Genomic DNA, 11,935 nt, shown 5'->3' with positions numbered 1-11,935 from the left:
CGCAGGTTGCGTGTGCCGGGGGGACCTCTCAGCCGCCGATACACCACATGTGTCTGACCGTGCGTAGGAGCAATCGGCCGTCCACGGGAGCCGGCGTGGCGTAAATCTGCTCCTTCAGGTCGTTCTCAGAGACGATCTGGAATGTGCGACCGGCGCGCAGCACATGGGTGACCCCCGAGACGTGCGGGACGTAGATGTTGTCGCCGATCGCGATGAGCGATGCCAGGCTATTCACTGCCGGCAGCTTCTCCTACCAGACGAGGGCGCCGGTCTTCGCATCCAGACAGGTCACGTGGCCCTTGGTGTCGGAGACCATGAACAACAGGCCCTTCGCCAGCACGGGCGACGAGGTGTTGGGGCCTCTGCCATTCAGATCGGCGGTCCACACGAGGGGGTCTTCCCCCTTGAGGAGCTTGGTGAGGCTCAGGGCTCGGAACGTGAAAACCTGGGGGAGGTAGAGCGTGTCGCCGTCCACCAGCAGGCTGGCGACAATCTCGCACCCCGCTTTGCGCTCGATGGGGTAGCAGCAGAGCTCCTTGCCCGAGTCGAAGTCGTAGGCGCGCAATTCATACCAGCCCCAGATGATGATCACTTTCCGGCCGTCCACCGACGCAAGGGTCGGGGGCCGGTGCTCGCCGTGGTTAGGCGCGACACTGGGTCGTGGCGTTTTCCACAACGTCTTCCCGCTCGCAGAATCCACTGCTGCCAAATAAGGGGCGTTGGGTTGCCCCGAGTCGATCACGATCCGGCCCTCGGCCAGGATCGGGGAGGCCCCGACGCCATGAATGTCGCCCTCGAAGGGCAGTTCCTTGTTTGTCCACAGGATCTTGCCTGAGAAGTCGGCGCACACGAGGCCGTGCGAGCCAAAGTAGGCATACACTCGCTCATCGTCCACCGCAGGGGTGGGCGTGGCCTGGGAGTTCATCGGGTGCGTGCCGAACTCAGGGCCGGGTGCGCACGGGCGCACCCACTTCATCCTGCCGCTGGCCCGATCCAGGCACACGATAGCTCGGGTGAACTCGCGGCGAGTCCCCAGCCAGTTCCGCTCGATCAGCAGAAGCGCCGCCGCACACAGGATACCAGCCGCGAAGAGCCTGCCCAGACGCACCCGCCTGGGCCAGAGGCCCGCCACCTCGGCCACAAGCCACAGGGCGCCTGCCACAAGAGGAATCGGGAGCACGATGTTCGGCCACGCAAAGGCCGACATGGTGCCCGGGGTCGTCACGGCCATGTGGCGCGCTATCTTCATGGCCACCTGCGGCACGTGCAGCCTGAGTCCCGCGAGAGCCACGAGCGACACCGCGCCCACCAGGCCAAGACGCACCAGGGCGAGAGGCACGGACACTGTTCTCCCCTGCGGCGGCGGTGACGACTCCGTGCTCGGCCGCGCCAGGAGGGCGCGAAGCAGAAGAGTCACCCCTACGGCCAGGACCAGGGCGGGGACGGCGGCGATCAGCCCCCCGAATTCGCTCCCGCCCATCGGCCGGTAGTAGTCCTGGTCGGGCCGGCCCATCAAGGCCAGGACCGCGAAGAGGAGAGCCCCTGCGCCGAGGGCAACCCGCGGCCGCGACCGGGGCGAGAAGCGCGACGCCGCGATCATCAGGCCGAGACAGACGACGACGGAGGAGAGCTGCCATCGAGCCTGGCGGAAGCTATGGCCCGTCTCGCCCGCCGGCAGGAACACATAGCTTACGAACACGAAGTGCGCCACTACCCCCAACAGCACGCACAGGACCAGAGTGCCCAGGAACTCCCGCCAGGAGGGGGATGACCCGGGCCAGCAGCTTCGCACCAGGAACGCCACTGCCAAAGCGGCCAGAGCCGCGAAGGCGGCGAGAACGAGGCCGATCCCCGCCCGCTTCACGAGCGGCACGGCTTCCGCCGGGTACCCCGTGGTGGCGAACACGCTGTCGCGGGTGACCACTGGCGATGAGTGTCCGCGGCCCGGGATGGGAGTCTTCCACACAACGTTCTGGTCGGGGGACCAGGCCGTGGGGCCGTTGTCGGACCGGCTCTTGCCTTGCGCCTCCAGCCCGCGCCAGCCGCGCCACTCGTCGGCCCACACGCGCCCGCCCAGGCCGAGCAAGGCAGCCACTGTCAGACACCAGACCCCCTTCGCGCGCATGATCACCCTCCTATCCCGGACCTCGACGGGGTGGATGGAGTTTGAGCTTGTGCCGGGGAGGTAACCAGTGCAACAGCCTTCCGAGCGTGATTATCTCATTTTTGCTCGCGGGGGGCAAGCGCTCGTAGCCTCACAGGCCCCAGGAATGCGTTCAGCTCGAATCTTCGTACCCCCCTCCGATTCACCACGCGGAACCGCAGATCGAGGCGCTCCCCTGCCCTCGCGGTGTCCGTGATGTCCAACGAGAGCCAACCCGTGTGCGGTTCGGCTGCGTCTTGTTCCCATAGCAGGCGATCGCCTGCCCACAGTTGGAGGAGGCGGACACGCGGGGCCGGCTCACCTATCGCCCTGGAGCTGACGAAGGCGTCGAGGAAGAGGCGTCCCTGGAACGTCGGCACAGGCAGGCTGATGGATGCCTCGAAGCGGTGGTACACCTCGCCGGGCGCGCCAAAGGGATAGACGATGGCCAGGGCCTCCGCGCCTTCCGACGCCACCAGCCCCATCGGCCACGGCCCGCACCAGCGCTGCGTCCCCCGCAACCAGTCGGCAGCGGCGCGTTCGGACAGGGCAGGGCCGCCGGGCGGCTGCCCCAGGCCGCCGAGCAGCGCAGCGTAATCCCTGAGCCCCGACGCCTTGAGGGCCTCCTCAGCCTTCTTGCGTGTGGCGTCGTCCCCCTCGGTCACGTCGCCGGAGCCCGAAAGCTTCTTCTGCCAGAAGGAGGAGAACGAGTTCTCGCCCTGGATGTAGAGCAGGCCCGTGAGGGCCTGCGCGGCGCGAGCGGTTACGACGGCGAGCTTTTCGGCCCCCGCGCGGAACGTTTGCTCGGCTTCCGCCGTCTTGTCGGCCACCAGCAGCTCGCCGACGCGGCGCTCGAGCTCGGCGTAGCCGCCGTCGGGTAGTTCCAGCGTGGCTGCAAGGCGGGCAGTCTGGACGGTGGCGCGCATGGGCTCGAGGTAGCACTCGTGGAGACGCGCGGGCGGGATGAGCGTGGCGTCGGGGGCGCCGGCCTCCAGCCTGGCCAGGAGCGCGTCGAGCTGGCCGAGCAACCGAAGGGCCTGGGGGCGCGTAGTGGGGTCCTTGAGCCGCGGCGGCCAGTCAATCCCCGGCAACATGGCCCGGGGAAGGATGAAGTACGGCTTGAGCTCGGCCAGTGCGTCGTCGAATTCCTTGGCCGCCTCGGCCATGGAGGGGCCGAAGACGTAGCGGTAGACGGCTTCGCGGGTGCGCCCCCAGTCGTGTTTCTCGGGGTGCCAGGCCCAGATGCCCATGACTCCCGCGGCGTATTCTTCGGCGAAGTAGCGCCAGAACATGACGGTATTGGTGTACTGGGCGGCGTCGCGCAGGTCGTCGTAGCTCGGGCTGTGCCAGCCGGCGCTGAGCGGGCGCAGTTCCATGTAGGCCGGCCGATCGTCGGTGCGCAGATAGGGATAGCCTTCGTCTTTGGAGAGGAATCCCTGGTCCCACGAGGGCCAATTGTGCCACCATCCGGGGCACTTGAGGCCGACTTCGCGTGCGGCATCGGCCATGGGCCTGTTGGGCACGCAGGTGAAGAACCAGGTGGCCGCGTCGAAGCCGGGCACTTTGGCCATCCGTCGCGCATAGTCGGTGGCGGGGCGTTCGTACGCGCCAATGGGCGGCGTGGTGGCGATGCAGCGGCCCTCGATGCCCAGTCCTCGCGCGAACCTGAGGATGCGCTCGACGAGAGTGGGCGCGCCGGCCGGAGCTCCGAGGTCATTGAAGTCGAGCCAGAAGCCGTCGGCGCCCAGTTCGCGCAGCTCGGCGAAGGTCCGTTCCGCCTTCTCGGGCTCCTGGTCGGCCTGGGAGCAGGAGACGGTGCCATAGACGAAGATGCCGCGGCGGTGGGCCTGCGTGATGACGTCGCTGATCTCCTGGCGGTTGAGCGCCGCGCCCGGCGCAAAGCCGAACTGGCCCCGAGGCCGGGGAGCGTCGCGCAGATCAATGAAGTTGAAGCGGGCGCGCGCATAGGCGTCGAAGACGCCGGGGAGCGCGTGGCGACGCAGGTCGGGGTAGGGCCGGCCCCGCCAGGCGATGCTGGGCCAGTCGCGGACCGAGACGATGGGGAAGACGACCCGCTGGCCCTCGGCGGGGCGCAGGAGATCGCAGAAGGCGTCCTGCCCGTAGAGCACGCCCCGCGGGTCGCTGCCGCCGATGAGGAGGATCTGCCGGCCCGGTTCGTCGAGGACCTCGAGGATGAAGCCGTCGTGCCCGGGTGATGAGGGGCCGAGGTCGAGGTTCTTCTCGCGGCAGAGGCGATCGAGCCAGGCGTTGGTGGCGCGCTGGCCGAGGAGGAGGATCTGGCGGGCCTGGGTGTCGCCCTCGGACACGATGGGCAGCGTGCGTTGGAAGCGGCGCAGGATGAGGGCCTGAAGGCGTTCGGCAGCGTAGCGCTCGGGTTCTGTGGCCGCGGCGCCCACGACGATGGCGGCGCCGTCGGAACCCAACAACTCGCCCATCTGGCCGCGTTCGGTGTAGACCTTGGGCACGGGGATGATGGGGCACGACCGCCATGCTTCCACCGTGGGCACGGGGGTGGGGTCCGGGGAGCGCGGGGCTTGGGGCGAGGGCTTGGGCGCCGCGGGAGATGCAGGCCGGGGCACATAGGGCTCGGGCCCGCGGGAGCGTTCGATGGCCTGGTAGAGGCGCGTGCCCGCGAGGATGACGATGACGAGGAGGGCCGCTCCCAGGGCGGCTGCAACCAGGCGCATCGCTGCCTCACTTTCAGGTCGGCCTGCCGCCCGGCAGCGGCGGCGCCGCGCGAGACCGGCTCACAGCTTGACCACGCGGGCGCGGCCCACGCAGCCCCTGGCCGCATTGCGAGTGTCGAGCACCAGGGGCGCGTGAGCCACCACTGCGCGGTAGTCGAACGCCGTGTGGTTGGCGACGATGACGACGCAGTGCTGGGCTGCGAGGATTTCGGGCGTGAGTTCCACGGAGGCGAGGTCGAGGCCGCCGTACTGGAGCCGAGGCACGTGGGGGTCGCTGTAGGCCACGTGGGCGCCCAGGGCGATCAGGTGCTTGAGGATGTCGAGGGCGGGGGACTCGCGGATGTCGGCCACGTCGCGCTTGTAGGCCACGCCGAGGACGAGGATGCGCGAGCCGCGTACGGGTTTCGCCTCGTCGTTGAGGGCCGCGGTGATCTTTTCGACGACGTGGCGCGGCATGGCCGCGTTGACCCGGGCCGCCAGGTCAATGAAGTTGGCCTCGACGTCCAGGAGCTTGGCCTTCCACGACAGGTAAATGGGGTCAATGGGCAGGCAGTGGCCGCCGAGGCCGGGCCCCGGGTAGAAGGGCATGAAGCCGAAGGGCTTGGTGGCCGCGGCCTCGATGACCTCCCAGACGTCCACCCCCATCCGGTCGCAGATGATGGCCAGCTCGTTGATGAGGCCGATGTTGACGCTGCGGAAGGTGTTCTCGAGCAGCTTGACCATCTCGGCAGTCTTGGTGGACGAGACGGGATGGATGCGCTCGATGACGGCGCCGTAGAGGGCAGCCGCCACGCGCGTGGAGGCCTCGTTGATGCCGCCGACGACTTTGGGGATGTTGCGCGTGGTGAATTTCTTGTTGCCGGGGTCCACGCGCTCAGGGCTGAAGGCGAGGAAGAGGTCGCCGCCGACCTCGAGCCCCGTTTCGGCGAGCATGGGAGCCACCAGTTCCTCGCAGGTGCCAGGATAGGTGGTGCTCTCGAGCACGATGAGCTGCCCGGCGTGAGCGTGGGCGCGCACCCTCGACACCGCGTCCACGATGAAGGACACGTCGGGGTCCTTGGTCTTGCGCAGCGGGGTGGGCACGCAGATGATTGCGGCGTCGCAGTGGGCCGTCACGGCGGCGTCGGTGGAGGCGCGCAGGAGGCCGCGGGCGACCACGGTGCCGAGGGTTTCGGAGGGGACATCGCCGATGTAGGATTCGCCGCGGCTCACGCCCGCGACACGAGCGGCGTCCACGTCAATGCCCCATACGTGGAAGCCTGCGAGGGCGAACTCGACGGCGAGCGGCAGCCCGACATAGCCGAGGCCGACCACGGCCACGGCGGCCTCGCGGGCGGCGATCTTGTGGAGCAGCGCGGATTCGTGAGTCTGGGTCACGGTGCTGGGCTCCCCGGATGGCCGGACGGCGGCGTCTCAGTAGTAGTAGCCGCGGTCGTAGTAGCGGTAGCCATAGTGGGAGAGGACCATGTCGCCGCGGTTGAGGATGAAGCCGAGGATCCGCGAGTTGTGGAGGAGTTCGACGGCGCGCTCGACGGGGCGCTTGCGCACCTTGCCCGCCTGGATGACCAGGATGACGCCGTCGGTCATGGGCCCCAGCACGATGGCGTCGGCCACGGTGAGCACGGGCGGGGTGTCGAAGAGCACGAAGTCGAAGCGGCTCTTGAGCTCCTCGATGAGCTGGCGCATGCGCGGCGAGCCGAGCATTTCGGAGGGGGTGCGCGACGAGCGGCCGCCCGGCAGCACCGTGAGGCGCGGCACGGTGTCGGCGATCAGCACGTCCTCGGGCAGGGCGTCGCCGTTGAGCACGTCGCTCAGCCCGCGGCGCGGCGTGAAGCCGAGCAGACGGTGCACGCGGGGGCGCCGCAGGTCGGCGTCCACCAGGCACACGCGCTGGTCGAAGTCCTGGCACATGGCGATGGCCAGGTTGAGGGCGGTGGTGCTCTTGCCCTCGCCCTTGCCGGCGCTGGTGATGGCGCAGGTGCGGAGCTTGTCGGCGCCGACGATGCCGCGGATCATGGCCTTCACGCGGCGGAAGCTCTCGGTGAGGTGCGAGTGGGGGTGGTGGTAGGCCACGATGTGCGGGTCCACCTGTCCGCCTTGCGCCGGGCGGACCACATAGGTGGGCCCCGCGGGTTCGTTGCCGGCGGGGCGCGGGGCCTGGGCTTGTTCGGCCCGGGCCTTTTCGAGGGCTTTCTGGATTCTCGACACGGCCAGCTTTCTCCTGTGCGCTGCGCGCGGGCTACTTGCGAAGGGCCGCGAACAGGCCTTTCCAGACGCCGCCCGGCGTGCCGGGCGCGGTGCGCTGGACGGCGAAGAGCGCCGCCGCGAGGGCAAGGGCGAGCGCGACGGCCGCCGCCGCCACGAGGGGCCACCGGCGCGTCGGCCGCGGCGCGGGGGCTGGGGCCTCGGCCGCGCCGCCGGGCTCGGCGAGCAGCTCGGGGCGATCGTCGGCCAGCTCGCGGAGCGCGCTGCGCACGAAGGCTTCGTTGAACACGCGCCGCTCCTCGACGAAGCCGGCGACGAGCGTGGCGTCGCAGGCCACGTTGATCAGGCGCGGCACGCCGCCGGAATAGCGGTGGATGAGCCGGCAGGCGGCGGCGGTGAAGCGCACGCTGCCGTTCGAGCCGGCCACTTTGAGGCGGTGGCGGATGTAGCTGCGGGCCTCGTCTTCGTTGAGCGGGCAGAGGTGGAAGCGCACGGTGATGCGCTGGCGGAGCTGCTCGAGCTCGGGCCGGCGCAGCAGGTCGCGCAACTCGGGCTGGCCCACGAGCACGATCTGGAGGAGCTTGGCCTTTTCGGTCTCGAAGTTCGAGAGCATGCGGAGCTCTTCGAGCACCTCGAGCTGGAGGTTCTGGGCCTCGTCAATGATCACGACCACGCTGTTGTGACGGCGCGCCTGCTCGACCAGGTAGTCGCGGAATCGGCTGAGGAGCGCCTCCTTCGTCAGTTTCTGGTCAGCCGGCACCACCTCGAGGTCCTCGAGGATCATCCGCAGGATCTGGACGAAGGTGCCCTTGGAGTGGATGACGTAGGCGACCTTGACCTCGCGGCTGAGCTGGCGCAGCAGGCACTTGATCAGGGTGGTCTTGCCCGAGCCGATCTCGCCGGTGACCTGGATGAAGCCCATGCCCGACTCGAGGCCGTAGACCAGGTAGTCCAGCGCCCGCCGGTGCACGGAGCTCAGGAAGAAGTAGTCGGGGTCCGGAGTCAGGTTAAAGGGCTTCTCGGCGAAGCCGTAGAACTTCTCGTACATCGATCCCTTCCTGGCAGGCCGAGAGCCGGCTTACCAGCCGCCCTCGACGAACCAATCCTGGAACGTCTGCCAGCCCGTGTTGAGGTACTCCTTCGCGGCGGGCACGGTGAGCCAGATCGCCACAGCCACGCCCACGACGAAGACGGCAGAGCTGATCGCGAGGACTCGGAACCAGAGCTTCCTGCGATGGTCGCGCGGGGTGAAGATGGCGGGAATCACCCCGAGGGCCGGCAGGCCCAGGTAGTCGCGGGCATCGTCAATGCTCTTGAAGGTCTGGTCGAGGTACTCGACGAGGCCGATGAGCGCCGCGCCGGTGAGCAGGCCGAGGACGAGCCCCAGGACGATGATCTTGGCCTGTGCGCTGCGGACGGGCCGCCAGTCGTCGCGCGCGTACTCGAGGACCACAAACCGCGCGCTGTAGGCTTCGCTGAGGAGACGCTGCATCTCTTTCTCGGCCACGCGCACGCCGCTGGCGTATTCGGCGGCGGTGCCGGCGGCGGTGGCGCGCTGCTCCTCCAGAGCGCGGCGTTCCCCGAGAAGCTCCGGCGCCTTGCGCACGCGGATGTAGAGTTCGCTGACCTTCTTGTTGGCGTCGAGCCGCTGCGCGTTGAGCCGGTCAATCTCCTTCTCCTGCGCCGCAATGCGCGCCTGGATGGCGGCGTACTTCGGGTTCGGCTCCGAGACCTCGAGCTCCTTGGGGTCGTCCATGACCAGGCCCTTCACCTGCTCGAACGCGGCGGCTTCCTTCTCGAAGACCGCGCGGGCCTCCTGGCAGCGGGGGTGGGCCATGGTGTAGCGCGAGCTGACCTGCTGATAGTACTCCTTGGCCTGGTCGAAGCGCGCCTTGGCCTGCTCGTACTTGCGCTTGTTCTCGAGCACCTCGGGTGTGGGCTCGGGGCGCACCTTGCGGGTGAGCTCCGGCTTCTCCTTGCTCAGTTCCTTGCGCAGCTCGGCCACGGTCTCCTCGACCCCTTTGATCCGCTGGCGAAGGACCAGTTCTTCCGTCTCGGCGTCCTTGTACTCTTTGTGGATCTCGGCCAGGGTCTCGGTGAGCCAGGGGTTCTGCTGGTTGAACTCGCGCAACTGGTTGTCAATTTCGGCGAGCGCGGTCTTGGCGGCGGCGAACTTGTCGCGGTAGTACTTGAGGTCGCTCTTGGCGCGCTCTTGCGCCTCCTTGCGGTCGGCGCCGACGAATTTCTTCACGATCTCGTTGACGAGGGCCGCGTTGCGCGCGGGGCTGATGCTCGTGTGGGTAATGGACAGGTGCTTGCCCCCCAGGGGCATGACCTGTGTGCGTCGCTCAATCTCGGAGTAGATCTTCTCGAACTGGCGGCGATCGTCCGGGTCGATCTCGCGCCCGAAGTCCACCTTGCGGCTCAGCACGATCTCGCGCACGGCGCTCCAGCTCATGGCGCGGGTCTTCACGGCCATGATGGCCGAGCCGGCTGCCGTCTGCGCGGGGGTGGTGTCGCCGATGGGGCGGTTGTCCTGCAACTCCAGGATGGCGGTGGACTTGTACTCGGTAGGGTAGGCGTAGGCGGCCACGAGCGCGAGCGGCACGCAGACCGCGAGGGGGATGATCAGGAGCCACTTACGCCGCCACAGGATGCCGAGGTACCTGTGGAAGTCAAACTGCTGCTGGGGCTTTCGGGGCTGGATGGCAGGCATAGTACGTAGTTCTCCGGTGGTCGCTCAGCCCGCCGCGGGCACATCGTGCGCTGGCACGGGTGTGGCGCAAGAGACTAGTATGGGGTTGACTGCGCTCGGCTGGCGCGTTCCTCGGCATCCTTGCCCGCGTACGGGAGTTCGGTGTATGTGCGGATGCCGTTGATGGCGGAGCGCGCGGGAGCCGTCAACTCGTCGCAGAAGAACCCGACCTCGGCCCACAGCGTGGCCGGGATGTAGAGGATGTCGCGGTTCTTCACGAGCACATTGGTCTTGAAGTCGCCACGCAGGATGTCGTCGAACCGAATGCGGTAGATCTCCTTGCGGTCCGGGTTGTCGCGCATCAGGCGGATGCGGCTCGAGTAGTCCATCTTCGTGTAGCCGCCCTGGAGCGCGACGAGGTCCACCACCGTCATGTCGCCTGTGAAGCGGAAGGCTCGGAGGCTGCTCTGCGTGCGCCCCGCCAGGTAGACGGTCTTGCTGTAGAGGCCGGTCACGGTCACCAGCACGTCCACCTTCTTGACGTAGCGCTCGAGCTCCTTGGCGAGATAGTCGCTGAGCTGCATCGGGGTGAGGCCCTCGACGTACACGTCCTTCAGGAGCGGGAAGGAGATGTTGCCGTCGGGACGCACCTCGTAGGACCCGCTGAGGTCCGGGTGGTCTGGCACGTTGATGCTGAGGACGTCGGGAATGCCAATGCGGTAGGTTTCGTTGAAGCGCTCGAAGCGCTTCTCGACTTCCCGGAGCTGGTGGCGCGTCGCGGCCTTGCCAATGTCGTCGAAGTTCTTGATCCAGCAGGGCCATCCGTCGCATCCGGCGACCGCCACAGCAAGCAGCCCAAGCACCCACAGACGCGTCTTCGCAGTCATCCTGCTCTCCCTTAGCAATCTGGCTGACAGCCGGGAATTGGGAATTCGGGGACGCGCATGCCCCGCCGCTCTTCACCCTTGACACATTCGGTCGTGGAACGCCACCAACTGGCTGAGTTCCTCCTGCTCGTAGACTCGCCAGCCGCGCCAGTCGCGCTTCGGCTTTGGTGTCTTGCCCGCCTTCTCCCAACGAAGGAGGGTCTTGGGAGTCACGCCCACTCGCTCGGCCGCCTCGGTGATCGTTACGCGACCGTTGGGTCCCTTCCGATCCATCGGCTGAAGACCTCCGAAGCAAACACTGGACACCACGGAACCTGTCCCGTACTGTCCAGGACACGAGACATGTACAAGCGACTAAGCGTCTCCGGCCCAGCCGAAAGGCCGGAAACCCGTCCGAAGTTGCATGGGAGAGCAAACGCTGTGCCATGCAAGGCTCGCTCGGCGATGAGCCAGGCGTCAAGAGGCTCAAATCATTGGCAATACATATCTTACGATGTAGATTGTGCCATGTAAGCCGAAACGGGTCCGGTTTGCTCCTCAGACCGGTTTTCCGCTTTTGCCGACAACCGCTGTCATCAAGTAGTCTGCGCTATGCCGTAAGCATCGTGTTAGCAAGACTCTATGTCGAGTTGGGAAAAGGCGACAAGCCATCGGGGGTTGTCGTATCTGCAAATCTCGCAGCGGGCCGGTCCGTTGGGGTCATGTGGACCTCACGAGCAGGAGGTGTCTCTCGTTTCCGCCCGGTTTCCCGGGATGGTGCTGGGCTAGGAGCAGTGTTCTGCGGTCAATCGCGAAGCAAGTGCTATGCCGGCGCTGAGGTAGGCGGGGACGAACCATTGCCCCGAGGCAGGTAACCCACAGCAGTCTTTGGCCTTGCGACGCTGGCCGCGAGGGTGCAGCGCTGTCGAAGTAGGTGGGCGCGCGGCGCGCCGTGGGAAGACAGTGCCCGGTGGATGGAAGCTTTTTCCTGGCTCATCAGGGTTTGGCGATCCCGGCGCGGCCGCCATCAGGGAGCGTGCGACGGGTGCCGCGGCGCCCGCGGGGGCCATCCCATAACCCTCTATGCCCCACTGCCTTACGCCCTCCGGCCAGTCCCGCTCCCATAGTTGCTCATCGCGCAGATGAGCGAATATGGCCGGAGCCGCGAGAATCGCTCATTCTCGCCCATCTACCCATGCTGTATCACTCCTCGCCTCACAGGGTTGATACAGCATGGGCAGGCTGCGCCCGCCAGCCGCTCGGCAGAGCCCTCCCGAGGAACCGCCATGTCCGCGAGGAGCTGGCATGCCCGCGCCCT

Annotated in this window: 9 protein-coding genes; all 9 read right to left on the bottom strand. The window is 67.5% G+C overall.

What is annotated here, in order from left to right; translation table 11 throughout:
• Positions 1 to 28: 28 nt before the first annotated feature.
• Entirely contained in the window at positions 29 to 235 is a 207-nt protein-coding gene (locus PLE19_01380; GenBank protein ID HPD13570.1) for a hypothetical protein, read from the bottom strand.
• A gap of 15 nt (positions 236 to 250) precedes the next feature.
• Positions 251 to 2,125 carry a PQQ-binding-like beta-propeller repeat protein gene (locus PLE19_01375; protein HPD13569.1) on the bottom strand — a complete coding sequence of 625 codons (1,875 nt, stop codon included), beginning with the start codon at positions 2,123 to 2,125 and terminating at the stop codon, positions 251 to 253.
• A gap of 95 nt (positions 2,126 to 2,220) precedes the next feature.
• Positions 2,221 to 4,851 (bottom strand): hypothetical protein, encoded by a 2,631-nt coding sequence (locus tag PLE19_01370; protein HPD13568.1) that lies wholly within the window; start codon positions 4,849 to 4,851, stop codon positions 2,221 to 2,223.
• A gap of 60 nt (positions 4,852 to 4,911) precedes the next feature.
• Complete coding sequence (locus tag PLE19_01365; GenBank protein HPD13567.1) at positions 4,912 to 6,228, bottom strand: nucleotide sugar dehydrogenase; 1,317 nt, start codon at positions 6,226 to 6,228, stop codon at positions 4,912 to 4,914.
• Positions 6,229 to 6,264: 36 nt separating this feature from the next.
• A complete protein-coding gene (locus PLE19_01360) occupies positions 6,265 to 7,059 on the bottom strand; it encodes a CpsD/CapB family tyrosine-protein kinase (GenBank protein ID HPD13566.1) in 795 nt (264 codons plus the stop codon).
• Positions 7,060 to 7,090: 31 nt separating this feature from the next.
• Positions 7,091 to 8,104: an AAA family ATPase gene (locus PLE19_01355; protein ID HPD13565.1), complete on the bottom strand. Its 1,014-nt coding sequence runs from the start codon at positions 8,102 to 8,104 to the stop codon at positions 7,091 to 7,093.
• 30 nt (positions 8,105 to 8,134) lie between these two features.
• Positions 8,135 to 9,772, bottom strand: a complete 1,638-nt coding sequence (locus PLE19_01350) for a Wzz/FepE/Etk N-terminal domain-containing protein (GenBank protein HPD13564.1) — start codon at positions 9,770 to 9,772, stop codon at positions 8,135 to 8,137.
• A gap of 74 nt (positions 9,773 to 9,846) precedes the next feature.
• Positions 9,847 to 10,638, bottom strand: a complete 792-nt coding sequence (locus tag PLE19_01345) for a polysaccharide biosynthesis/export family protein (GenBank protein ID HPD13563.1) — start codon at positions 10,636 to 10,638, stop codon at positions 9,847 to 9,849.
• A gap of 72 nt (positions 10,639 to 10,710) precedes the next feature.
• A complete protein-coding gene (locus PLE19_01340) occupies positions 10,711 to 10,911 on the bottom strand; it encodes a MerR family DNA-binding transcriptional regulator (GenBank protein ID HPD13562.1) in 201 nt (66 codons plus the stop codon).
• Positions 10,912 to 11,935 lie beyond the last annotated feature (1,024 nt).

The sequence above is a fragment of the Planctomycetota bacterium genome (assembly GCA_035384565.1).
In the GTDB taxonomy this organism is placed as follows: domain Bacteria; phylum Planctomycetota; class PUPC01; order DSUN01; family DSUN01; genus DAOOIT01.
Note: the sequence above shows the minus strand (reverse complement) of the source record. Positions and strands in the feature narration are given on the sequence as shown.